Annotated in this window: 23 protein-coding genes and 1 pseudogene; 15 read left to right on the plus strand and 9 right to left on the minus strand. The window is 67.9% G+C overall.

Going from position 1 to position 23,405, the window contains the following annotated elements; all coding sequences use genetic code 11:
• Positions 1-38 precede the first annotated feature (38 nt).
• From IQ782_RS08635 to IQ782_RS08650, 4 genes are all read left to right on the plus strand, one after another.
• Entirely contained in the window at positions 39-464 is a 426-nt protein-coding gene (locus tag IQ782_RS08635) for a DUF302 domain-containing protein (protein WP_194134221.1), read from the plus strand.
• Between the two features lie 2 nt (positions 465-466).
• Complete coding sequence (hemA, locus tag IQ782_RS08640) at positions 467-1,681, plus strand: 5-aminolevulinate synthase (RefSeq protein ID WP_194134222.1); 1,215 nt, start codon at positions 467-469, stop codon at positions 1,679-1,681.
• A 272-nt stretch (positions 1,682-1,953) separates the two neighbouring features.
• Positions 1,954-3,141 carry a PQQ-dependent sugar dehydrogenase gene (locus IQ782_RS08645; protein WP_240989184.1) on the plus strand — a complete coding sequence of 396 codons (1,188 nt, stop codon included), beginning with the start codon at positions 1,954-1,956 and terminating at the stop codon, positions 3,139-3,141.
• Positions 3,138-3,716: a c-type cytochrome gene (locus IQ782_RS08650; protein WP_194134224.1), complete on the plus strand. Its 579-nt coding sequence runs from the start codon at positions 3,138-3,140 to the stop codon at positions 3,714-3,716. Before IQ782_RS08645 ends, IQ782_RS08650 begins: the two co-directional genes overlap by 4 nt.
• A 13-nt stretch (positions 3,717-3,729) precedes the next feature.
• Here IQ782_RS08650 and IQ782_RS08655 read toward each other — a convergent pair whose 3' ends face one another.
• From IQ782_RS08655 to IQ782_RS08670, 4 genes are read right to left on the minus strand one after another with little or no spacing between them, the layout of a single operon-like run.
• The gene (locus IQ782_RS08655) at positions 3,730-4,026 is read right to left on the minus strand and encodes a hypothetical protein (protein WP_194134225.1); all 297 of its coding nucleotides are present in this window, start codon (positions 4,024-4,026) and stop codon (positions 3,730-3,732) included.
• 39 nt (positions 4,027-4,065) lie between these two features.
• Positions 4,066-5,019 carry an ATP-grasp domain-containing protein gene (locus IQ782_RS08660; protein WP_194134226.1) on the minus strand — a complete coding sequence of 318 codons (954 nt, stop codon included), beginning with the start codon at positions 5,017-5,019 and terminating at the stop codon, positions 4,066-4,068.
• Positions 5,016-5,819, minus strand: a complete 804-nt coding sequence (locus tag IQ782_RS08665; protein WP_194134227.1) for a hypothetical protein — start codon at positions 5,817-5,819, stop codon at positions 5,016-5,018. The genes IQ782_RS08660 and IQ782_RS08665 overlap by 4 nt, the downstream gene beginning before the upstream one ends.
• Before the next feature lie 12 nt (positions 5,820-5,831).
• Entirely contained in the window at positions 5,832-7,745 is a 1,914-nt protein-coding gene (locus IQ782_RS08670) for a M6 family metalloprotease domain-containing protein (protein ID WP_194134228.1), read from the minus strand.
• A 655-nt stretch (positions 7,746-8,400) separates the two neighbouring features.
• On the opposite strand from IQ782_RS08670, the gene IQ782_RS08675 reads away from it, so the two are divergent.
• Positions 8,401-9,450 carry an MBL fold metallo-hydrolase gene (locus IQ782_RS08675; protein WP_194134229.1) on the plus strand — a complete coding sequence of 350 codons (1,050 nt, stop codon included), beginning with the start codon at positions 8,401-8,403 and terminating at the stop codon, positions 9,448-9,450.
• A gap of 23 nt (positions 9,451-9,473) precedes the next feature.
• On the opposite strand, the gene IQ782_RS08680 is transcribed toward IQ782_RS08675, so the two are convergent.
• Positions 9,474-10,175 carry a GntR family transcriptional regulator gene (locus IQ782_RS08680; RefSeq protein WP_194134321.1) on the minus strand — a complete coding sequence of 234 codons (702 nt, stop codon included), beginning with the start codon at positions 10,173-10,175 and terminating at the stop codon, positions 9,474-9,476.
• On the opposite strand from IQ782_RS08680, the gene IQ782_RS08685 reads away from it, so the two are divergent.
• The 3 genes and pseudogenes from IQ782_RS08685 to IQ782_RS08695 all read left to right on the plus strand — a co-directional run bounded on the left by IQ782_RS08685 (position 10,170) and on the right by IQ782_RS08695 (position 12,607).
• The gene (locus tag IQ782_RS08685) at positions 10,170-10,802 is read left to right on the plus strand and encodes a maleate cis-trans isomerase family protein (protein ID WP_194134230.1); all 633 of its coding nucleotides are present in this window, start codon (positions 10,170-10,172) and stop codon (positions 10,800-10,802) included. The two genes, IQ782_RS08680 and IQ782_RS08685, sit on opposite strands and share 6 nt — an antisense overlap.
• Positions 10,775-11,448, plus strand: a pseudogene (locus IQ782_RS29735) (SDR family NAD(P)-dependent oxidoreductase). The gene IQ782_RS08685 and the pseudogene IQ782_RS29735 overlap by 28 nt, the downstream one beginning before the upstream one ends.
• Positions 11,449-11,512: 64 nt before the next feature.
• Positions 11,513-12,607 carry an AbrB family transcriptional regulator gene (locus IQ782_RS08695; protein WP_194134232.1) on the plus strand — a complete coding sequence of 365 codons (1,095 nt, stop codon included), beginning with the start codon at positions 11,513-11,515 and terminating at the stop codon, positions 12,605-12,607.
• On the opposite strand, the gene IQ782_RS08700 is transcribed toward IQ782_RS08695, so the two are convergent.
• On the minus strand, positions 12,604-13,746 hold the full coding sequence (locus tag IQ782_RS08700; RefSeq protein WP_194134233.1) for a hypothetical protein: 1,143 nt from the start codon (positions 13,744-13,746) through the stop codon (positions 12,604-12,606). The genes IQ782_RS08695 and IQ782_RS08700 overlap by 4 nt on opposite strands.
• Positions 13,747-13,753: 7 nt before the next feature.
• Complete coding sequence (locus IQ782_RS08705) at positions 13,754-14,533, minus strand: SDR family oxidoreductase (protein WP_194134234.1); 780 nt, start codon at positions 14,531-14,533, stop codon at positions 13,754-13,756.
• A gap of 187 nt (positions 14,534-14,720) precedes the next feature.
• Between IQ782_RS08705 and IQ782_RS08710 the strand changes: the two genes are divergently transcribed.
• Positions 14,721-15,749, plus strand: coding sequence for a Hint domain-containing protein (locus IQ782_RS08710; RefSeq protein WP_194134235.1), 1,029 nt, complete (start codon positions 14,721-14,723; stop codon positions 15,747-15,749).
• Positions 15,750-15,871: 122 nt separating this feature from the next.
• Here IQ782_RS08710 and IQ782_RS08715 read toward each other — a convergent pair whose 3' ends face one another.
• On the minus strand, positions 15,872-16,135 hold the full coding sequence (locus IQ782_RS08715) for a DUF7218 family protein (RefSeq protein WP_194134236.1): 264 nt from the start codon (positions 16,133-16,135) through the stop codon (positions 15,872-15,874).
• Between the two features lie 89 nt (positions 16,136-16,224).
• Between IQ782_RS08715 and IQ782_RS08720 the strand changes: the two genes are divergently transcribed.
• The 5 genes from IQ782_RS08720 (at position 16,225) to IQ782_RS08740 (ending at position 21,380) form a co-directional block, all read left to right on the plus strand.
• Positions 16,225-17,832 carry a peptide chain release factor 3 gene (locus IQ782_RS08720; RefSeq protein WP_194134238.1) on the plus strand — a complete coding sequence of 536 codons (1,608 nt, stop codon included), beginning with the start codon at positions 16,225-16,227 and terminating at the stop codon, positions 17,830-17,832.
• 204 nt (positions 17,833-18,036) lie between these two features.
• Positions 18,037-18,489 (plus strand): GNAT family N-acetyltransferase, encoded by a 453-nt coding sequence (locus IQ782_RS08725; protein ID WP_194134239.1) that lies wholly within the window; start codon positions 18,037-18,039, stop codon positions 18,487-18,489.
• A gap of 4 nt (positions 18,490-18,493) precedes the next feature.
• On the plus strand, positions 18,494-19,864 hold the full coding sequence (locus IQ782_RS08730; RefSeq protein ID WP_194134240.1) for a DUF2927 domain-containing protein: 1,371 nt from the start codon (positions 18,494-18,496) through the stop codon (positions 19,862-19,864).
• 9 nt (positions 19,865-19,873) lie between these two features.
• Positions 19,874-20,041 carry an apolipoprotein acyltransferase gene (locus IQ782_RS08735; protein ID WP_194134241.1) on the plus strand — a complete coding sequence of 56 codons (168 nt, stop codon included), beginning with the start codon at positions 19,874-19,876 and terminating at the stop codon, positions 20,039-20,041.
• Positions 20,042-20,195: 154 nt separating this feature from the next.
• On the plus strand, positions 20,196-21,380 hold the full coding sequence (locus tag IQ782_RS08740) for a vWA domain-containing protein (protein ID WP_194134242.1): 1,185 nt from the start codon (positions 20,196-20,198) through the stop codon (positions 21,378-21,380).
• Here the strand turns inward: IQ782_RS08740 and IQ782_RS08745 are convergent.
• Complete coding sequence (locus IQ782_RS08745; RefSeq protein ID WP_194134243.1) at positions 21,377-22,033, minus strand: glutathione S-transferase family protein; 657 nt, start codon at positions 22,031-22,033, stop codon at positions 21,377-21,379. The genes IQ782_RS08740 and IQ782_RS08745 overlap by 4 nt on opposite strands.
• Before the next feature lie 181 nt (positions 22,034-22,214).
• Between IQ782_RS08745 and IQ782_RS08750 the strand changes: the two genes are divergently transcribed.
• A complete protein-coding gene (locus tag IQ782_RS08750; protein WP_240989186.1) occupies positions 22,215-23,348 on the plus strand; it encodes a polyhydroxyalkanoate depolymerase in 1,134 nt (377 codons plus the stop codon).
• Positions 23,349-23,405: the final 57 nt, after the last annotated feature.

The raw sequence follows: 23,405 nt of genomic DNA on the forward strand, positions 1-23,405 counted from the left end.
GCGCCCCCCGCGACCGGGATCCATCAAGGAGACCCGCCATGCTCAGAACACTTGCCCTGCTGCTTGCCCTGCCCGCCGGCGCGATCGCGCAGGAGGTCGTCACCCGCCCCTACGACGGCAGTTTCGACGAGGCGGTCTTTGCGCTGGAAAACGCGATCATCGGCGAGGGGCTGGTGGTCGATCACATCAGCCACGTCGGCGAGATGCTGGCCCGCACAGGTGCCGACATCGGCGCCGAAACCCATCTCTACGACGCCGCCGACGTCTATCTCTTCTGCTCGGCCACCACCTCGCGCGAGGTGATGGAGGCCGATCCGCTGAACATCGCCTTCTGCCCCTATTCGATCTTCGTCGAGAGCCGGGACGGCAGGACCAGCATCGGCTACCGCAGCTTCGAGCGCGAAAGCATGGGGCCGGTGAATGACCTTCTTGCCCGCATCACCGCCACCGCCACGGAGTTCTGAGCATGTACGATGCCCTTTTCCGCGCGCAGCTCGATGAGCTGAAGGCGGACGGCAACTATCGCCACTTCGCCGAGCTCGAGCGGCACCGGGGCCAGTTCCCCGCAGCCACCCATCACGGCGCGCAGCGCGAGGTGACGATCTGGTGCTCGAACGACTATCTCGGGATGGGGCAGCATCCGGCGGTCCTGCAGGCGATGCATTCCGCGCTCGACACCTGCGGCGCGGGCTCGGGCGGCACGCGCAACATCTCGGGCACGACGCATGAACACGTGCTGCTCGAGGCGGAACTGGCCGACCTGCACGGCAAGCAGGCGGCGCTGCTCTTCACCTCGGGCTACGTGTCGAACTGGGCCAGCCTCGGCACGCTCGGGGCACGCATTCCCGGGCTGATGATCCTGTCGGACGCGCTCAACCACGCCTCGATGATCGAGGGCATCCGCCACTCGAAAGCGGAGCGGATCATCTGGAAGCACAACGATCTGGCCGACCTCGAACGCCATCTCGCCGCGCTGCCCCTTGATCGGCCCAAGCTGATCGCCTTCGAGAGCGTCTACTCGATGGACGGTGACATCGCCCCGATCGCCGAGATCTGCGACCTGGCCAAGCGCTACAACGCCATGACCTATCTCGACGAGGTGCATGCGGTCGGCCTCTACGGTCCGCGCGGCGGCGGCATCGCCGAACGCGAGGGGCTGATGCGGCGGATCGACGTGATCCAGGGCACGCTGGGCAAGGCCTATGGCGTCACCGGCGGCTACATAGCCGCTTCGGCCACGCTCTGCGACGTCATCCGCAGCTTTGCCTCGGGGTTCATCTTCACCACCGCTTTGCCACCCGCCGTGGCCGCCGGTGCCCGTGCCGCCGTGGCGCATCTGAAACGCTCGGACCTCGAGCGCGCGGCGCAGCGCCGGGCCGTGGCCAGCGTCCGCGAGGCGCTCGACCGGATTGGCGTGCCGCATCTGCCGAACCCCAGCCACATCATTCCGCTCATGGTCGGCTGCCCGCAGAAATGCCGCTACATCGCGGACCGCCTGCTGGCGGAACATGCTATTTATATCCAACCGATCAACTACCCCACGGTACCGCGCGGCACCGAGCGGCTGCGCATCACCCCCTCGCCGGTGCACTCCGCCGAGGACATCCGGCGGCTGGCACTGGGGCTCGAGGCACTTTGGGCCGAATGCCAGCTCGCGCGCCGACCCATAGCAGCGCAATAGCGCCGCTCCGCATCCCGCCAAGAGTGCCGCCTTTGGCGCTGCGCTCCCCGAAAACGTGAATGCGTCACATTAAATGCATCTTAGAATTGCAAGAAATCATTGACGAATCGCATGTCACCCCCGCAGCTTTTCTGAGGTCTTCCCGGAGGAGCGCCGCCGACGTGCGGTGTGTGGAGGACCGATTTAGGGAGGAAACCATGCAAACCAACAAATTCATTACATGTCTTCTATTGTCCACGGTCCTGACCGCACCCGCGATGGCCCAGGACAACATGGACAAGCTGTCCAACATGCAGCGCACCGACGCCAATTTCACCTTCATCGACCAGGAGGGGGAGCGGGCCGACGCGCTGAAGGAAATCCTGCCGCACATCACCGTGCCGGAGGGCTTCTCGGTCAGCCTCTACGCGGTGGTGCCGGACGCGCGCTCGATGGCGGTGGCGCCGCAGGGCACCGTGGTCTTTGCCGGGACGCGCAAGGACAAGGTCTGGTCGATCGTCGACCGCGACCGCAACCGGGTGGCCGACGAAGTGAAGGACTTCGCGCCCTCGATCACCTTCGACGTGCCCAACGGCCCCTGCTTCTCGCCCGACGGGTTCCTTTACATCGCCGAACGCAACCGGGTGCTGACCTTCCCGGCGGCGGAATTCTTCTTCGAGGGCCCGGACCCCGCGGTCGGCGAAGTGATCCCCAAGGGAGAACTGATCCCCGCCGAGGAGGAAAGCTTCAACCACACCGCCCGCGTCTGCCGTGTCGGGCCGGACGGCAAGCTCTACATCTCGCTCGGCCAGCCGCACAACATCCAGCCCAAGGACAAGCTCGAGATGTACGACAAGATCGGCATCGGCGGCATCATCCGGATCAACACCGACGGCACCGGGCGCGAGGTCTACACCCGCGGCATCCGCAACTCGGTGGGTCATGACTTCAACCCCGCCGATGGCTCGCTGTGGTTCACCGACAACCAGGTCGACGGCATGGGCGATGACATCCCGCCGGGCGAGCTGAACCGCCAGACCTCGGCCGGGCAGCACTTCGGCTTCCCCTGGACCAACGGCGGCGTCGACATTCCCGATTACAAGGACGTCGAGCGGCCCGAGGGCGTGGAATTCGTCGAACCGCAGGTCAACATGCAGGCGCATGCGGCCGACCTGGGGATGCGCTTCTACACCGGAAAATCTTTCCCTGACAAATACCAGGGCGGCATTTTCTCGGCGCAGCACGGCTCGTGGAACCGCACCGAACCGGTCGGCGCACGGGTGATGTTCACCGCGCTCGACGAGGAGGGCAACGCCGCCAACACCGAGGTCTTCGCCGAGGGCTGGCTTGACGAGGAGACCGGCGAATACCGCGGCCGTCCCATGGACATCGCCTTCCTGCGCGATGGATCGATGCTGGTGTCGGACGATTTTGCCGGGGCCATCTGGCGCATCGCCTATGCGCCGAAGGCAGCCGAATGAGGGCTGTTGCCCTGATGATCCTCGGCGGGCTGATGCTCGCCGGGGGCACCCCGCTCGCAGCCGGAGATCCGGCCGCGGGCCGGAGGGTCGCCAACATGTGCCGCACCTGCCATGGTATTGATGGACTTGCACAAATCCCCATCGCGCCAAATATCGGTGGTGAGCCGGAGGCCTATCTCGAGAGCCAGCTTCTGGCGTTCAAGAAAGGCACCCGCGAGCACGAGATGATGACGGTCGTCGCGGCGGGGCTGTCCGAGCAGCAGATCGCCGATGTCGCCGCCTGGTATGCCGCGCACACGGCGAGCGCCACGCTGCCGGACGGGGTCAGCGAGGACGATGCTCCCGAAGCCTGCGTTTCCTGCCACGGCGCCGATGGCATCGCGGTCTTTCCCGACGCGCCGAACCTCGCGGGCGAGGTCAACATCTACATCGACACCCAGCTCAAGGCGTTCCGCAATGGCAAGCGCACGCATGACATCATGTCGTCGATTGCCGCCGACATGACGGACGAGGAAATCCGCGCCGTGGCCGATTGGTACGCCCGCGTCACCCTGACGATCGCCCCGCCACAATGACCGGTCGCCGGGCTCAGCCGCCAAGCCGCCAGTCCGGCGCGACGTAATAGGTCAGCGGCTGCGGCCCCGCGGCGCGCACCCGCGCGGCAAAAGCCTTGCCCGCCGCCGCGTCGGGCGCGGAAATCTGTCCGGTACGGGCGAGGATGACGATCTCATCGCCCGGAGCCCCCTGTACCAGCATTGGGAAATCCACAACTTTTTCAGATGCTTCCAGTCGGATGTGAACCTCGTAGAAGTCGGCCATCTGCGGCGAGGGCAGCACGCTCATGATCACCCCGATCAGATAGGCCCAGTTCTCGACGATCTGCATTGGAGTCCCTCCTTGCCCGTCCTTCCCGACCTGTCCAGTTCAACCGGTGCACTCCACGGCCGCTTCCGCGACGCCGCCGCCGCCGGTGGCGAGCCAGCGGACGATGGCGTGGGAAATCGGCTGTCCGGTTTGCTCCTCGTAGCAAGAATAAGCCGGAGAGGGATTCACTTCAAAGCAGATGTAGCGCCCGTCCGGCGTCTGCCGCAGGTCGATCCCGCAAAGCGGCAGGTCAAGCCGGCGGGACAGCCGACGGCATGCGTCCTCGATCTCGGACGGCAGCCGCGTGGGTGTGTATTCTGCCGCCTCTCCGTCGTGGCGGGCGTAGCGGTAATCCTCGGCCGTGCTCTCGATGCGGGTCGCGAAGACCGCCTCTCCGATGACGTGCACGCGGATGTCGGTTCCCTCCACCCATTGCTGGAACTGCACCGGCAGGCAGCGCAGCTGGGACAGCCGTGCCAGATGGGACCCTTCGAGCTTGCGCACGATCGACCGGTGCGCGCTGATCGACTTGAAGATCACCGTGCCATGGCGCGCCCTGAAGGCCCGCGCCGCCTCGGGGTCATTGGTGACCAGCGTCTCGGGCACGGCGAGGCCGCAGGCGGCGATGATCCGCGCCTGATAGGGTTTGGACATGTTGGAATTGCAGGCCTTGATCCGGTTCAGCACGGGAACCGGCGTGGTTTCCATCCAGTCGTTCAGCAGCCCGTGCCACGCGGCGATGCGCGCGCGGGCCTCGGTCGTGCCGCGGTGGTATTCCGGCAGGCCCTGCTCGGTGCCGAGACGGGTGTAGACGCCCCGCGCCTGCGACAGGTCGCGCAGCGCGCCCGCACGGTGCAGCATCAGGCGGGCATGCCCCCCTGACTGGTGCAGCAACAGGTCAGCATGGGCCGCCTCACGCGGGTTCAGAAGCACCACCTCGATGCCCTGCGCCTCGGCCGCATCAAGCACCCGGCGCACGGGCGGCTCCGAGGGAATGCCGACAACGAGGATCATGCAGCCCCCCTCCACGCCTCGGCGACGTCCGCCAACAGCCCGACGATCAGCGAAACCTCGGTCGCGCTCGCGGCCTCCGGGACCGGGTTGATCAGCACCGGCTGCCAGCCAGCCGCCGTCTCTTCCAGCGTGACCTCTGCAAGGCGCAACCCGCGTCGCAGCATCTCGGCGCGCAAGCCATTGCGGAGTGCCTCGGGCAGGTCCTGCGACAGGGCATCGCCGGCGATCAGCACCCGCAGCAAGGGCCGCTCGACGCGGTGCTGCCCCGGCCCGCCGGGCCGAAGCGGCGCGCCCGCATCCGGAAAGCCCGCAAGCGGCGTGCCGAGACCGAGATGGCGCGCGCGGCTTGCCGCATGCAGATCCGCCCCGAGCCTCAGGCGATCCTCTGCCGCGCTCCGTGCTGCGAAGCCCGCGACCGAACCGGGGTGCGGCGGGTTCACGCAGCGCGCGCCGAAGCCGGTAAGCCAGCTGATCAGCAGGGCAAAGAACTCGTCCCCCGCGTAGCGCTGGTCCTCGGGCGCTGCGGCGGCAAAATGCAGCGGCGCGACACGCCTCACGCGGTTGAACACCGACAGCAGGTTCGCATCCGTCAGCACCAGCCCCGACGCCAGTTCGACGCGGCTGGAGCCCAGCGGATCATGTGCCCAGTGCGGTGCCATGAAAATCTCGTCCGGAGTGACGAATTCCACCCGCCCCACGCGGCGCAGGGCGCTGCAAACGCGCAGTGCCGTAGCGTCCTCGGGTTCGGCCAGGACGAGGTGGAAGGGCGCCTGCGCGCCCTCCCCGTCCCTTCCGTTCAAGGCCGCCACCGGTCAACCCTGCCGCGTGTCGAGCAACCGCTTGGCCTGCGCGCGATTGCCGCTCGCGGCGGACTGCATCTGCCGCAGGTCCTCTTCGCCCGCCAACGCGCTCATGTCGAGATCGGGCCGCAGCGAGGCGTCGATGAAGGGGGTGATCGACGCCAAGGCGGCCTCGATCGCGGCCAGCCGGTCCTCAACGCCGAAGCCGCCGCCCAATCCACCACCCAGTCCGCCACCACCGGGCCGGTCGAACCCGCCCTCGCGGAGCTTGTCGCCGGGCTTCTCGAAGTTGCCCTTGTCGAAGTCGCCCTTGTCGAGCCCGACCGACTTGTCGGTGATCGGTTTCTCCGGGCGCTTGTCGATGCCGAGCGGCTTTTCGGAGATCAGCGGTTTCTCGAAGCGCTTGTCGGGTATCTTGTCTGCGACGATGGTCTTGTCGATCCGCTTGTCCGAGAAATCCTTGATCAGCGACTTGCCGCAGCGCACCCGCAACTCGGCACTCATCGTCGGGGCCGAAGCAGAGATCCCGGCAACCGCCACGCAGGTATCGCTGCCTGCGTAGCTCCGCGAATTCGGCGTCGAGTTCCTGTCGAAGACGGTGCTTGCAGCGCTGCCCGGATAGGGGTCCCCCGCGTCGCCGCGGTTCGCGCCGCTGCCCAGCCCGTTGGTCCCGTCCGCCTGCTCCAGCGCCACCTTCGGATGCGCCTCGTCCGAATTGGTCGAGATCGCCTCGTCGATGTGCCAGATCAGCAACCCGTCGCCCGGCAGGTCGGCATCGTAGCCGTCGCGCTGGCGGTTCTCGACCAGGAAATACTCCTGCCCCGCGCCGCCGTCCTTCCACAGGCGGAACACCTCGTGCGACGTTTTCACGTCGGGGATCGAGCGGGTGCCGTTGGTGGTGACATTGGTGACGGTGACCCAGCCCTGATTGGCCTTGCACCAGGCCGAGGGATGCGCCGGCGTGTTGCCGCCGCCGTTCCACGAGCCGCCCCCCATCAGGCACCAGTTGCCGACACCCTCCGAGCTCTGATCGGTATCGTAAAGGTCGGGGAAGCCGAAGAGCAGGTGGCCAAGCTCATGCGCGCAGACGCCAAGCAGCGCATCCTCGGGGATGGTGAGATAGGCGAACAGCTTGGTGCCATCGGCGTTGAACTCCGAGCGCATCACCCACTTGTGGGACCAGATGTCGCCGCCCGAGCCGGTCTGCTCGGCCCCCGATCCCGCGTGCACGACGACGTAGGCATCGACGAAACCGTCCCCGTCGTTGTCATAGGGACCGAAATTCACCGTCGGGTTCGCCGCGGTCGCGGCATCCCGCGCCATGTCGCGGGCATTGGGCGTCGTGCTGCCGGTGCCCGACTGGCCGTTGGAATAATGCGCCAAGGTGTCCGGCATGGTGAAGGGCCCGGCCACCTCGCCGATGATGTTGATCGCGCCGTTGGTGACATCCGCGAAGTACTCCTTCACCGATCCCGTGGCGATCTCGCCGGTCGAGAAGAACAGGTCCTTGAACCGCTGCGCCGCGCCGGAACCGAAGGACTTGTCGGAGAACTCCGCCAGAACCACGGCCACCCGCACATCCCCGCTGAGCGGCGCGCGCTGCGCCGCGAAGTTGCGCGCCGCCATCGGCGGCGTGCCCAGCGGCAGCTCGGTGCCCGGCACGATCAGGCCGTCGTTGAAGCCGACCCGCGGCTTCATGCGCAGCGTGACGAGCTCCTCCATCCCTTCGGGCGCCGCCTCGCGCATCTTCTTCAGCGCTTTGTCGATCTTTTTCTTCAGCTCCGGAGCGGGGGCGACGCAGCAGCGGTCATCGCCGCCGCCCGAGCACTGGCCAAAGAAATTGTGCCAGTTTCCCGCGAATTCGGTCCGCGCGAAAATCGAGGAAAAAATGTCGGAAGTCCGGCTGTCGTGATGAGTCTCGCACATGGGAGAGCTCCTTTCAAAAGGCCGATGAAATGCGCCGATTATACCACCTTGCCCGCTATCCGGGCATTACTGGATTCCTGACAGCCCTAAAGGGAATTTTCCTTGACACAGCGCGAGCCGAAGCGCCTGGGGGTCCATGCCGGAAGCCGCGTGTCAGGAGCGCGGCAGCACGACGTCTGCCTGGCTGGCGGCGTTCAGCGCGATCAGCATGGCATGGGCCCGGGAACCGAGCTGCGTTCGCGCATCGCGCCGAAGGGCGTGTTCAGCCGGCAGACCCTGCGCCAGATCCCGACCGGCCTGTCCCCCGCTCAAGCATCCTGTCGCGGGTGAACCGCACCCGGGGCTGCATCCCGCCCTCAACGCGATTGACCGAAGGTGATAGCCGGAAGTCGCTGTGGCGCCCGACCCCGCGGCGCAGTGCACGCCCAGGCCACCCGCATCGCACATTCGCCCCACGGCGCGACGCCGACGCGCAGCGTTGCGCCGCCACCGTCGCGGCGATCGAAGCCCGCCTCGCGGGTCTGGGCGCTGGACCTCGAGGGCACCGGCGTGACGGTCAACATCTCCCTGCCCGCACAGCCAGCCGACACCGACCTGCTGTCACCCTCGCCCGACAAAACGGGCGCCGACGGCCACCTCCTGCCTGCCCGGGATCATGCGGCGCGGCATCGGCTGGCTCTGCAGGCCGGGGTCGGACGGGGTGACGGGCGGGCGGTTCATCGCCCGGCTCTGGGACCCCGAACTGCCCGGGGCCGAGGCCGCCAAGGCCGCGCGCGCGCCGCACCGTCCCAAGCCGGAGACCATGTGCGCCGTGCTCCAACGCGCCCCAGACCTCACGCTCGAGCGGATCATCGACCTCGATCCGTTCCGCCTGCCGCTCGACGTGCTGTTCCCTGACGCCCGCGTCGATGCGCTGGAGCCCGCGCAGGGCTGGCTGTATGGCTGGCACCTGGATTTCGCCAGCACCGAGGTGCTGCTCGGAGTGCAGAGCCACCTGCTGCGGATCGGGGGGCGGATCATCCTCATCGACACCTGCGTCGGCGACTGCAAGCAGCGCCCGGCCCGGCCCGAATGGCACCAGCGCAGCGGCGCGGACGATCTGCACCGACTTGCCGCCGGGGTCCACCGGGGCGATGTGGAGGTGGTCTTCTGCGCCCATCTGCATGCCGATCACGCGGGCTGGAACACCCGGCTGCAAGGCGGCCGCTGGGTGCCCACGTTGCCCAGGGCCCGCTATCCCGTCGGCCGCGCCGAGCTGCGCCACTGGATGGCCAAGGAGGCGCGGGCCCCCGGCATCGTCGGACATGGGGTCTATGCTGACAGCGTGCTGCCGATCCTCGAGGCAGGGCTGATCGACGAGGTGAAGGCAGGTGCCGACCTCGGCCCGGCGCTCGCCCGCGAGGCGGGTTGCCTGCACGCTTGCGACCTCTCGGGACATTCGCCCAGCCAACTCGGCCCGAGCCTCCCCTATCCGGGCGGTCGGCTGCTGCTCTGCGGCGACGCGGTGCATTCGCCGCTGCAACTGCCGCAGCCGGACTGGTCCTCGCGGTTCTGCTTCGCCGGCCCCGAGGCCACCCGCAAGCGCCGCGCGCTCTTTACCGACCTGGCCGAGAGCGGCGACCTGCTGGTCCCGTTTCACCTGCGCAGCGCCCTGGCGCTGCGCGTGCATGCCGAGGCCGATGCCTGGAAACCGCAAGGACTGTGAGAGCCTCGCGGGTCCGGTCCCGCTCAGGCGGGGCTGCGGCTACGCAGGATCTTCATCTTGTACGTCAGTTGGTCCGCTGGGTGCCGGTTGATCGAGCAGATCAGCACGCCTTCGGTGGTCACGTAGCGCCGCAACAGCTGAAGCGATTGCGCCCCGGCGCCAGCCCCAGCAGCCGCTGCGGCTCCTCGGGCATGGCGCGCGCGGGTGTCCTGCTCGACCACGTCTATATGCAGCCCCGAGGCGGCCTCGAACCGGGCGAAGAACGGTCCCTGCATCTGGCCAAGCCCCGCGACACCCTCGCAAAACCGCTCGGGGACAAAGGACTGGATGAAGCACAGCGGGCGCCCGCCCGGCTCGGTCAAGCGCACCCCGTCGATGTGGAACCAGCGCTCACCCGCGCCACCGCCGACCGTTTCGGCCAGTTCGGCATCCGGCACCACATCCTGCTGGCCCATCATCACGAAGCGAGTCTCGACCGCGACCTGGAAGAGCTCCTGCAGATTGGGGATGCTCTGCGCGTAATGCACCTGCGGATGGCTCGAGATGACAGGCGTACCGACGCCCTGGCGGCGCTCGACAAAGCCCCCGTCGGTCAGATGGCGCAACGCCTCGCGCACGGTGAAGCGCGAGGTCGCGAATTCCGCCGCCGACTCGACCTCGGTCGGCGGCAGCGAGCCCACCGGGTAGAGCCCGTCGCGCAGCCGCTGCTCAAGCTGCTTTTGCAGCCGGGCACAGCGCGGCCCCGCCGCGGTCGCTTCTGCCGCCCACGAACACCGTCAACGAAGCCGAATGGGCGCAGATGGTTCCCCACGGCGGGACCTTCCACAGCCATCGGATGCGCCTGCACAGCAGGCTCCACGGTCACCCCGGCGCAATCGCTGCGCGAGGCGTTGAGCGCGCGCAAAGGCCTGCCCGTGGTGACCACCGCCGCGGCCGTCGTCGATGCTCTGCGCGCGACCGGCGCGCGGCGGATCAGCGTCGCGACACCTGACCACGAAGCGCTCAACCAGCATGAGATGCACTTCCTGCAGGGTCACGGCTTCGACGTGCTGGCGATCCGCGGCCTTGGCATCGGCGCGGGCGGTCCGGCGGCGTTTTCCCGCATCGCCCGCACCCCGCCGGACGAGGTGCGCGCCCATGTGCGCGAAACCGTTGCCGCCGGCACCGAGGCGGTGCTGCTGGCCTGCACCGACTTCCCGAGCCTGCCGCTGGTTGCCGAGTTGGAGCAGGCGTTGGGCGTGCCGGTGATCAGCCCGAACACGGCGACGCTGCGCGCCGCACTGCTTGCCGCCGGTCTGCCGGCATCGGCCGCGCCCGCGTTTCGATGCTTGCCGCACAGGGCGAGCGGGTGACCGAGCCGGACCTGCCCGCCTCGCTCGAACGCCACCCGGCGGGAGACGCCCGGATCACGCTGGACGCCACCGACGAGGTCTCGATCGCCGCGGGCACGGAGACGCGCGCCGCGCTCTGCCCCGAGGAGCTTCAAGATTTCGTGCATCCGTCCGGCTGGAACTCCGGGATTCGCCCTCTGTCCGAAAACCCTGCGGCCTATTTCGACGAGATCATCGAGGGCAACCTGCGCTCGGTGTTCCTTGCCACGAAGGCCATGGCACCGCTTATGGCCGAGGGGGCCGCATCGTGCTTTGCAGCTCCGGCCCCGGGCGCTTCATCCGCCCCGGCTTCGGCCCCTATGGCGCGGCGAGGGCCGGGGGGATCGCGCTCATGCAGACCTTTGCGCTGGAGCGCGCGCCGAAGCTTCCGGTCAATGCCGTCGGCCCCGGCGCGGTCGATACCACCTTCCTGCGCGGCGGCACCGGGCGCTCGGACGAAAGCGGTCCGAAGGTGCTCGATCTTGCGCGGCACCGCGCCGGTACACCACTCGGGCGCGGTGCCGACCCTCTGGACATTGCCGGTCCGATCCGGTTCTTGCTGGGCGGGGACTCGGGTTTCATCACCGGCCAGGTCCTCTGGGTGAACGGCGGCGTCTTCATGCCCTGAGGCGGGACCTGCCGCCGGGGCTCGCGCCACGCGCCCACCACAACGTATCCCGAGCGGAGGCTTCATGGCCCGTCCCACCCCCGCACGCCTCTGCGCGTGGCTCGCCCTTATCGCCCTGTCAGCCCTGCTGTCCGCCGGCCTGGAATTGCTGAAGTTCCCTGCCGCCCTGCTGCTCGGGCCGATGCTGGCCGCCATCGCCCTTGCGGCCAGCGGCGCGGCCGCAGGTCCGCGCGCAATCTCGGCACCGCGGCCGATCTTCGAACTGGCGCAGGCGGCGGTCGGGGCGATGATCGCTGGCCAGATCCCCGCCTCGGTGCTGCCCGAGATCGCGCGCGACTGGCCGATCTTCCTTGCCGGCGTGGTCTCGGTGATCATCGCCGCGGCGCTGCTCGGCTACCTTCTGGCGATGAAACAGGTGCTGCCCGGAAGCACTGCTGTCTGGGGCTCCTCGCCCGGCGCGGCGCAGGCGATGGTGTTCCTTGCCGAAGCCCATGGTGCCGACATCCGCCTGGTCGCGGTGATGCAATACCTGCGGGTCGTCATGGTGGCGGCAGGGGCGTCGCTGGTGGCGCACCTCTGGGTCGGCGCCCCCGAGCTCGCCCCCGAGACCACGCCCTGGTTTCCGCCACCAGACCGGGGCCTGCTGGATGCGCTTCTGCTGATGGCCATCGGCATCGTGGTGACACGGCTCACAAGGATGCCCGCCGGCACCTTCCTGCTGCCGCTGCTGCTGGGCGCGGTGGCGAACGGCATCGGCTGGCTTTCGCCGCAGACCCCGCAATGGCTGATGGCGCTGGCCTATGCGGCGATCGGCTGGGCGATCGGCCTGCGCTTCAGCCGCGACATCCTGCGCCACACCGCGCGGGCGCTACCGCGGCTCGCGCTCTCGGTCCTGTTGCTGATGGGGGTCTGCGGCCTGATGGCCGCCGCGCTGGTGGTCTTTGTCGGGGTCGATCCGCTGACCGCCTATCTCGCCACCAGTCCCGGTGGCGCCGATTCCGTCGCCGTGATCGCCGCCGCAAGCGATGTCGACATGGCCTTTGTCATGGCCATGCAGACGCTGCGGTTCATCATCGTCCTTGCGACCGGTCCGATGATCGCCCGCTTCGTCGCCGCGCGCGTCGACCGCGCGCGGCCCGCCCGCCAGTCCGGACACTAGCCCCCGACGAGCTCGAAGCCCGCTTCGGCCACGTCCCGCCCGTTGACCTGCAAGATCACCGCATGCGGGCCTGGATGCAGGCGGAAGGTGGTGGCATCGCCCTTCATCCGGTGCGTCTTGGCCAGCGTCAGCGGCGTGCCGGGCGCAAGCTTGGCGGACTTCAGCTTGAACACCTTCTCCGCGCTGCCCTTCGGGCGGTGGAAACGCAGGCGGTAATCGACGAGGATCGGGCCGGCGACAGGAGAGCTCAAGGCGACCTCGAAGCCAAGCGTGTCACCAATCTTCACGCGGCCCGAGGAAAGCGTCACCCGCGCCACGACCGGAAGATCCGCGCGATAGCCGAGCAGCGCCAGCGCCTCGGGCTCGCCGCGCTTGACCGCCGTGCGCAACGCGTGGCGGGTGATCCAATCGAGTTCCTTGGCCTGCTGACGGCCCTCGACCTGCCAGCGCGACAGCCGCGCCAGGACCTCGGCCGGAGCGATCTTCGAAAGGTCGTTGAGATGGTTGGCCACCGAACGGGTGACGAACCGCGTGTCATCGCCATGCAGCACGTCGAGATAGCGCAGCGGCAGCCGCGGATCGAGGGTGATCCCCATGCCCCAGGGCAGCTTGGGCCGCGTGCCCTCCGAGACCAGCCGCCGCACGTGGTAATGCGGATCCGCCACCCAGTGATCGAGCCGGGCCAGCACCTGCTCCGGCCAGCGATTGAGGAAGGGCCGCAGCGCAAATTCCATCGAGAAGCGCTGGGTTGCCGCGTGGATCAGGTCAAGCGCCCGCGCGGGGTGCTCCAGCCCGTGCTTCACCGCCAGCACGCCGGGCACCGCGTGGATGAAACGGCCGAAATCATCATCGCTCCGCGACGGGTCGAGCGGTGGTGGCAGCGCTGCCTCAATGTGTTCCGCCATTTCGGGAAAAGCCGAAGGAAGCTGCTCGACCAGCGCCTCCGCCATCACCTCGAGCCTTGCATGCACCCCGAGCCCCGCCAGGCGCGGCAGAGCGGTTTCGACGAAACGGGTCTCGTCGAAACCGGGAAGCACCGCGAAGTCGCGGCCCAGATCGCCCAGAGACTGGCGGTTGAACAGCTGGTCCGCGAGCGAGAATCCCGCGCCGCCGCCTTGCCCATCTGGTCCTCGTGCCATGCCGCGCTCAGATCGTCGCCAGCGTTTCGCCACCGTCGAGCACGATGTTCTGCCCGACGATGAAGCGCGCGTGCACCGAGCAGAGGTAGGCGCACATGCGCCCGAAATCCGCCGCCTGCCCGTAGGCGCGCGTGGGAATACCCGCCGCCCGTTCAGCGCTGATCTCGGCGATCGGCCGGCCGGTCTTCTCGGAGTCGTGGCGATCCATCTGCACGATGCGGTCGGTCTCATGCACGCCCGGCAGCAGGTTGTTGATCGTCACGCCCTTCTCGGCCACCTGCCGCGAGGTGCCGGCGACAAAGCCGGTGAGACCCGCGCGGGCCGAGTTCGACAGGCCCAGCTGCAGGATCGGCGCCTTGACCGAGCGCGAGGTGATGTTGACCACCCGTCCCCAGCCACGATCCATCATGCCCGGCAGCAGCGCCTGCATGAGCGCGATCGGGGTCAGCATGTTGCCGTCCAGTGCCTTGAGGAAATCCGCGCGGTCCCAATCGCTCCAGATCCCCGGCGGCGGGCCGCCCGCGTTGGTCACCAGGATATCGGCGCCGCGCGCCATCTCGAGCACCTGCGCACGCCCGTCTTCCGAGACGATGTCTGCCGCAACCGTTTTGACCTCGACGCCATAGGCCTCCCGGATCGCCGCGGCCGCCGCCTCCAGCGCCTCGGCGCCGCGGGCGTTCATGACGAGGTTGCAGCCAGCCTCGGCCAGCGCCTCGGCGCAGCCACGCCCCAGCCCCTTCGACGAGGCGCAGACCAGCGCCGTCTTTCCCGCGATCCCGAGATCCATCCTGCTCTCCCTATGTGCTCTGCCGGCAAAAGGCCGGGTCCGGGGCCATATGATGACACATTCCCCTGACACACAATGGCATGTAGGCTGGGTGCTCCGCTTGGGCATGATGGCCCGCGGAGGAACAGAAGGGCGTGACCTCGCGTTTCGGGAAGTCCCGAAATCCGCACGCCGGTTGAGACGAGTGATGTCAGACGCGTTTTCCAGCTCCGGCGCCCCGCGCCCGGCCCATAGCGTGAGTGTGTACCGCGGCACGCACCTGCGCGTCGTGAGCGGCGCCAACCTCGGCGACGAGCTGAGCTATGCCGAGGACCTGCAACCCGACGACATCTACGCGCTTTCGCCACTCGCCCGGCCCGCGCGGCTGAGCCTGCTGCCCGCCGCCGCCTCGCCCTTCCGGATCGCCCCCGGCAGCGAGGTCGGACGCCGCGGCGCCGATCTGCATCTCGACGCCTGCCTGACCTTCATGAGCGCCGATGGCGCGATCACCGAGGCGCTGGTGCTGGTCGAGACCTGCTCCCAGGGGCTGGTCGCCGAGGTCTACCTGATGCCGCTGGCGGAGATGCGGCCGCGCAAGGACTATGCGCTGGTCCGGGTGAACCGCGCCACGGCGCTTGGCCGCTTCGCCCAGCTCGCCTGCGTCTCCTTCACCGCCGGAACGCTGATCACCCTTGCCTCGGGGGCGCAGCGCGCGGTCGAGGATCTGCGGGTCGGCGACCGGGTGCTCACCCGCGACGATGGTCCGCAGGAACTGCGCTGGATCGGCAACCAGACGCTGCGCGCCGTGGGCGCCTTCGCGCCGATCCTGATCCGCGCCGGCACGCTCAACGCGGCGCGCGACCTGCTGGTGAGCCCCGACCACCGGCTTTTCGTCTACCAACGCCGCGACCGGCTGGGCGCCGGGCGCGCCGAATTGCTGCTGCGCGCCCGCCACCTGGTCAACGGCGAGACGATCCTGCGCCAGGAAGGCGGCTTCGTGGACTACTACCAGATGCTCTTCGACCACCATCAGATCGTCTATGCCGAGGGCATTGCCGCGGAATCGCTGCTGGTCGACACCCGCACCCGCGCTGCGCTGCCCGCCGAGATCTCGGAGCAGCTGGCGGCGCTGCTGCCCCGGCACCTCGCCTCCGACCAACCCGAGCTGGAGGTGCAGGAGACGCTGCTGCAACGCCCGGACATCGCCGATCTGCTGCAAGAGTCCTCGGCGGGGTAACGGCGGGCTCTGCCCGGGCAGCGCTGCGCGCCTCCCCGCGATGGGGTTGACCAGAAGAAAGGCGCGCCGGGTCTTCTTCTCTTCAAAAATACGCGCTCGGCGGCCGGCCTAAGGCGCCGTCTTCAGTGCGTGCGCAGGGCGTCGATCAACTGCGCCTTGGTCATCCCGGAGCGACCGCCGATATCGATCTCCTGCGCCCGCTGGTAGAGCGCCTCTTTCGACCACTCCTCGTAGGGCGGCGCCTTGCCGCCCTTCTGCGAGGGGTGCATGTCGGGATTGGCCTTGGCGTTGGAAATACGCGCGGCCTTCTCTTCCGAGTAGCCCTTGTCGCGCAGCGTCTCGTAAAGCTCGGGGTCCTTGATCGACGGTCCGTGATCCTTGGTCATCTTCGGTCTCCCTTTCGCAGGCTCAACCGTCGCTCGCGCCGCTCGGTTCCCCATAGACAAAACCGCGATCCGCACCTATACGCCGCCCCATGCTGGACACCGCTTCGAACCGCCCCACCCTGCCGCCCGAGATCGCGCGGCGCCGCACCTTCGCGATCATCTCGCACCCGGATGCGGGCAAGACCACGCTGACCGAGAAGTTCCTGCTTTTCGGCGGGGCGATCCAGATGGCCGGACAGGTCCGCGCCAAGGGCGAGGCGCGCCGCACGCGTTCGGACTTCATGAAGATGGAGCAGGAGCGCGGCATCTCGGTCTCCGCCTCGGCAATGTCCTTCGATTACGGCAGGTTCCGCTACAACCTCGTCGACACGCCCGGCCACTCGGACTTCTCCGAGGACACCTACCGCACGCTGACGGCGGTGGACGCGGCGATCATGGTGATCGACGGTGCCAAGGGCGTGGAGAGCCAGACGCAGAAGTTGTTCGAGGTCTGCCGGTTGCGCGACCTGCCGATCCTGACCTTCTGCAACAAGATGGACCGCGAGGCGCGCGACACCTTCGAGATCATCGACGAGATCCAGGAAAACCTCGCCATCGACGTGACGCCCGCCAGCTGGCCGATCGGCATGGGGCGCGATTTCCTTGGCTGCTACGACATGATCCACGACCGGCTGGAACTGATGGATCGCGCCGACCGCAACCGCGTGGCGGAATCCATCAAGATCTCCGGTCTCGACGACCCCAAGCTGGCCGAGCACGTGCCCGCCGAACTGCTGGGCAAGCTGCGCGAAGAGGTCGAGATGGCGCGCGAGCTGCTGCCCGCGCTCGATCCGCAGTCGGTGCTCGAGGGCCACATGACGCCGATCTGGTTCGGCTCGGCGATCAACTCCTTCGGCGTGAAGGAGCTGATGGATGGCATCGGCGAACTGGCGCCCGAGCCGCAGCCGACCTCGGCGTCGCCGCGCCAGATCTCGCCCGATGAGAAGAAGGTCGCGGGCTTCGTCTTCAAGGTCCAGGCGAATATGGACCCCAAGCACCGCGACCGTGTCGCCTTTGTGCGCCTGTCCTCGGGACATTTCGAGCGCGGCATGAAGCTGACCCACGTCCGCTCGAAGAAGCCGATGGCGATCTCCAACCCGGTGCTCTTCCTTGCCGCCGACCGCGAACTGGCCGAGGAGGCCTGGGCCGGCGACATCATCGGTATCCCCAACCACGGCCAGCTGCGCATCGGCGACACGCTGACCGAGGGCGAGACGCTGAAGGTCACCGGCATCCCCTCCTTCGCGCCGGAACTGCTGCAAAGTGTGCGCGCAGGTGATCCGATGAAGGCCAAGCACCTGGAAAAGGCGCTCTACCAATTCGCCGAGGAGGGCGCGGCGAAGGTCTTCAAGCCGTCGATCGGTTCGGGCTACATCGTCGGGGTGGTCGGTGCGCTGCAGTTCGAGGTGCTGGGTGCCCGCATCGAGCAGGAATACTCCCTGCCCGTGCGCTTCGAGGCTTCGCAGTTCACCTCGGCGCGATGGGTGCATGGCGACAAGCTGGCGGTCGACAAGTTCGTCAACGCCAACAAGCAGCACATCGCGCACGACAACGATGGCGACATCGTTTACCTCACGCGCATGCAGTGGGACATCGACCGGGTTGGCCGCGACTACCCGGATGTCACCCTCTCGGCCACCAAGGAGATGATGGTCTGAGCCGCGCTGTTGCAGCGCTGCACAGGTCAACCTGTTGACCTAAGGTCACTTTCCGTTTCGAGGCGCCGCGAAATCACAATTTCGCGGTGCCTTGCGCTTTCGCGGGACAAAGCGGGTCGCACTCTGGCTATACTGGCCCGGCAGAGAGCGCAAAGCTCCGGGCAGTTAAGCAGAAAATAACCATAAGAAACGCATAGAGGCAGCATGTCCCAAGACTCCCTGATCATCCGGCCGATCGAGGCCGGGGACGAGGCCGCATGGCGCGCGCTCTGGACCGGGTATCTCACCTTCTACGAGACCTCGGTGCCCGAGGAGGTCTACGCCAGCACCTTTGCCCGGCTGTTGGGGGATGACCCGCAGGATTTCAGCGGGCTGCTGGCGGAGCTGGACGGCACGCCCGTGGGGCTGGTGCACTACCTCTTCCACCGCCATTGCTGGCGGATCGAGAACGTCTGCTACCTGCAGGATCTCTACGCCGCGCCCGAGGCGCGCGGAACCGGCGTCGGCCGCGCGCTGATCGAAGCGGTCTATTCTGCCGCCGATGCCGCGGCTGCGCCCAACGTCTACTGGCTGACACAGGAGTTCAACGCCACCGCGCGCCAGCTCTACGACCGGATCGGCACCGTCACCCCCTTCGTCAAGTACCAGCGGCGCTGACCCCATGCGGCGGCTGATCTTTTCGCTCGGACTGCTGCTCGGTGCCTGCGCGCCAATGGCACCGGAGAATGTCAGCCGTGCCGCCAGTGCCGCAACCGTTGCGCCCGACGTCAGCCCGCCGCTGGGCAGCCGCTTCGGCGCGCCGCAGCCGGTGGCGCCGCGGGCCGCCAACACGGCGATCGCGCGGGATTTTCTCGATCTGGCCTTCTCGCTGGAATCGGGCCGTGCGCTGCCGGTCCTGACCCGTTTCGAGGGGCCGGTGACGCTGCGCGTTGCCAAGGGCGCACCGCCGAGCCTTGCGCCCGACCTGGCACGGCTGCTGCGCCGCCTGCGCGAGGAGGCCGGGATAGACATCACCGAGGTCGATGGCAGCGCCGCGAACATCACGCTTGTGCCGGTGCCGCGCCGGAGCATTCGCCGCGAGCTGCCGCAGGCCGCTTGTTTCGTCGTGCCCGGCGTCAGCTCCTGGGCCGAGTTCCGCCGCGCACAACGCGCTGGCAAGACCAGCTGGACCGATGTGCGCGAGCGCCGCACCGCCGCCGTCTTCCTGCCCGTCGACGCAGCGCCGCAGGAACTGCGCGACTGCCTGCACGAAGAAATCGCGCAGGCCCTGGGGCCGCTCAACGATCTCTATCGCCTGGGCGAGAGCGTGTTCAACGACGACAACATCCACACCGTGCTGACCGGCTACGACATGCTGGTGCTGCGCGCCTTCTATGACCCCGCGCTGCGCTCCGGCATGGACCGCGCCGAGGTCGCCGCTGTCCTGCCCACGCTGCTTGCCCGGCTGAATCCGGCGGGCGAGACCATGCCCGACCGCCACTTGCCCGCGACCTCGCGCCCGTGGATCGAGGCGATCCAGACCGCGCTCGGGTCCGACGGCTCGCTGGACCTGCGCCGCGCCGCCGCCGAGGACGCACTGCGCCTCGCCCGCGCCGAGGGATGGCGCGACCACCGCTTGGGCTTTGCGCATTTCGCGCTCGGGCGGCTGCTGTCCGGCAGCGATCCCGACGCGGCGGAAGCCGAGTTTCGCGCCGCCCGCAGGGTCTTTGCCGCCCTGCCCGACGCCCGGCTGCACGAGGCCTATGCGGCCGCGCAGCTTGCCGCGCTGGCGCTGCGCATGGGTCGGCCGGAGGACGCGCTGGAGCTCACCTTGTCGCAGGAGCCCGTCGCCCGCCGCCACGAGAACGCCGCGCTGCTGGCCAGCCTGATGACCCTGCGCGCCGAGGCGTTGCGCGCCACCAACCGCGGAGCCGAGGCAGATGCGGTCCGGCTGGACTCTCTGGGATGGGCGCGATACGGCTTCGGCCCGGACTGGGACGGCGGCGCGGACCTGCGCAGGATCGCCGCGCTCGACCCGGCGCAAGGGAGTTGAGGAGAGCGCATGATCGTCATCGCGGCAGCCATTCTTGGCGGCATCATCGGCGGGCTCACCGCCGTGCGGCGCAAGGGCAACAAGGCGGACATCGCCCAGTTCGTGGCGGTCTATGCCATCGCCTTCTCGCTGGTCGGGCTGATCCTGACGATCTTCGTGGAAAAACTGGCGTTCTGACGGCTGCCGGTGACGGACGGCCTCCTGCGTTGCGGCAGCAAGGGGGCGCTGCCCCCTCGCCCTGCGGGCTCACCCCCGGCATATTTTCAAAGAGAAGAAGACGCGGGTTGAGGCCGGGCCGGCCCCGCGCCATGATCTCCCGCGGAGGTGAGCCATGTTCCTTCGGTTCTTCGAGACATTGCGGCAGGCGCAGGTGCCTGTCTCGCTGCGCGAGTTCCTCGGCTTTCTCGAGGCGCTGAAGGCGGGGCTCGCGCTTTACGACGTCGAGGGCTTCTACTACCTCGCGCGCACGGCGCTGGTGAAGGACGAGCGCCATCTCGACCGCTTCGACCGCGCCTTTTCGGAGGCCTTCAAGGGCCTCGAGGCGATCTCGCTGGAGGACATGGTCGAGGCGCTCGACCTGCCCGAGGACTGGCTGCGCAAGATGGCCGAGACGCACCTCAGCCCCGAGGAGCGGGCCGAGATCGAGGCGGCCGGCGGCTTCGACAAGCTGATGGAGACGCTGAAGGCGCGGCTGCGCGAGCAGCAGGCGCGGCACCAGGGCGGCAGCAAGTGGATCGGCACTGCCGGAACCTCGCCCTTCGGGGCCTTTGGCTACAACCCGGAGGGCGTCCGCATCGGCCAGGATGAGAGCCGCCACCAGCGGGCGGTGAAGGTTTGGGACAAGCGCGAGTTCCGCAATTTCGACGACCAGGTCGAGCTCGGCACGCGCAACATCAAGGTGGCGCTGAAGCGGCTGCGGGCCTGGGCGCGGGACGGCGCCGCGGAAGAGCTCGACCTCGACGGCACGATCCGCGCCACCGCCGAGCATGGCTATCTCGACGTGCAGACCCGCCCCGAGCGGCGCAACGCGGTGAAGGTGTTGCTGTTTCTCGACGCGGGCGGGTCGATGGACCCGCATGTGAGAGTGGTCGAGGAGCTGTTCTCGGCGGCGCGGGCCGAGTTCAAGCACCTTGAGCATTACTACTTCCACAACTGCCTCTACGAAGGGGTCTGGCGCGACAACCGGCGGCGCTGGGGCGCGCAGATGCCGACCTGGGAGGTGCTCAACACCTACGGGCCGGACTACAAGTGCATCTTCGTCGGCGACGCCTCGATGAGCCCCTACGAGATCGCCGTGCCGGGCGGCGCGAACGAGCACTGGAACAAGGAGGCGGGCGAGGTCTGGCTGCGCCGGGCGCGGGCGCAATGGCCCGACCACCTCTGGATCAACCCGGTCCCCGAGACGCACTGGCACTACACCCAGTCGATCGCCATGATCCGCGAGATTTTCGAGGAGCGCATGGTGCCGATGACGCTGGAGGGGATCGAGCGCGGCATCCGCGCGCTGGCGCGCTAGAACTCCACCTCGAGCTCGACGATCTCGTCGGGTTCGGCCAGCGCGCCTTCGGTCCATTCCTTCATCGGTGCCCAGTCGAGAATGGTGTCGACATAGGCCTCGAGCCGATCATCCAGCTGCACCGCATAGGTGCGGAAGCGGGTGCAGACCGGCGCGTACATGGCATCGGCGACGGAAGGGTTCTCGCCAAAGAGGAACGGCCCGCCGTAGGCATCGAGACATTCGTTCCAGATCAGCTTGATCCGCTCGACGTCCGGCCGCGCGCCGGAGAAAATCTTGAAGCTCTGGTGCCGCGCCTTGAGGTTCATCGGCAATGCCGAGCGCAGGTTGTAGAAACCCGAATGCATCTCGCCCGAGATCGAACGGCAATGCGAGCGCGCGGCGATGTCCTCGGGGTAGAGCCCGGCGCCGGGGAAAATCTCGTTGAGGTACTGGGCGATGGCCAGCGTGTCCCAGACCTGCACCCGCCCGTGGATCAGCCGCGGCACCAGCACCGTCGGCGAGAGCAGCAGCAGCTCCTGCCGGGCGGTGGCGTCAGAGGTGTCGACCATCTCCTCGGTGAAATCGAGCCCGGCCATGCGGCACAGCAGCCAGCCGCGCAGCGACCAGGACGAGTAGTTCTTCGATGAAATGGTGAGCGTTGCCTCGGCCATGTCTGCTCCTCCGGCTGTCGCGAAACAAAAGACCACATTTTCTTGTCGCATCGGCGGCGCAGACCTGGCTAGCGTTTTCGCGAGGCCGCGGAGGGAAAACGACGTGCTCTATGCCGGATACCAGGGACTTGATGATTTTATCGCCCCTTTTCGAATGGCGGCGATGCAGGGGATCTCTTTCATGCCGCGGCTCAACGGCTCCTTCGCCCAGCTGACGCGCCACAACGCCGCCGTGATGGAACTGATGTCGCGCTTCCGGCTCAGCCACAGCCGCCCCGCCTTCGGCATCCATTCGGTGCGTGTCGACAACCGCGACGTGCCGGTGATCGAGGAGGTGGCGCTGGACCTGCCCTTCGGCCAGCTGCTGCATTTCCGCAAGGACATGGACACGCCGCAGCCCAAGGTGCTGGTGACCGCGCCGCTCTCCGGTCATTTCGCCACGCTGCTGGCGGGCACGGTCAAGGTGCTGCTCCGAGATCATGACGTCTATGTCACCGACTGGAAGAACGCCAGAGATGTTCCTGTTTCGGAAGGAAACTTCGGCGTTGAGGACTATATTTCCTACGTCATCCGGTTTCTCGAGGAGATCGGTCCGGGCGGCCATATTCTCGGCGTGTGCCAGCCCTGCGTGCAGGCCTTGGCGGCGGTGGCCGTCATGTCCGAGGACCGCAACCCCGCGACGCCGCGCACGATGACACTGATGGCCGGACCGGTGGACGTGCGCGAAAGCCCGACGATGGTCAACGATCTGGCCAACGAGAAGCCCGTCGAATGGTTCGAGCGCAACGTGATTGCCCGCGTGCCCTGGCGCTATGCCGGGGCCGGGCGCAAGGTCTATCCGGGCTTCGTTCAGCTCACCGCCTTCATGGCGATGAACATGGACCGGCACCGCGCGCAACATCGCCGCCTCTACGATCATATGGTTTCGGGCGAGACCGAGAAGGCGCGTCGGATCAAGGAGTTCTACGACGAGTATTTCGCTGTTCTCGACCTCACCGAGGAGTTCTACATCGAGACGATCGAGCGCATCTTCCAGAAGGCCGAGCTGGCGACCGGCGCATTCACCTATCGCGGGCGCAAGGTCGACCCGAGCAAGATCCGCCACACCGCGCTGCTGACCGTCGAAGGCGGGCGCGACGACATCTGCGGGCTTGGACAGACCTCGGCCGCGCATGACCTTTGCGCGTCGCTGCGCCCGCACCTCAAGCGCCATCACCTGCAGGCCAATGTCGGCCACTACGGCGTGTTCAACGGCCGCAAGTGGGAGAACGAGATCTACCCGGTCGTGCGCAACATGATCCTCGCCATGGAGTGACGCCGCCGCGCCGTGGCGGAAAGGCGACGGCGGCTCCCGATGCGCCCGCGCGCGTCT

This window comes from Salipiger mangrovisoli (assembly GCF_015223355.1).
Taxonomy (GTDB): Bacteria; Pseudomonadota; Alphaproteobacteria; order Rhodobacterales; family Rhodobacteraceae; genus Salipiger; species Salipiger mangrovisoli.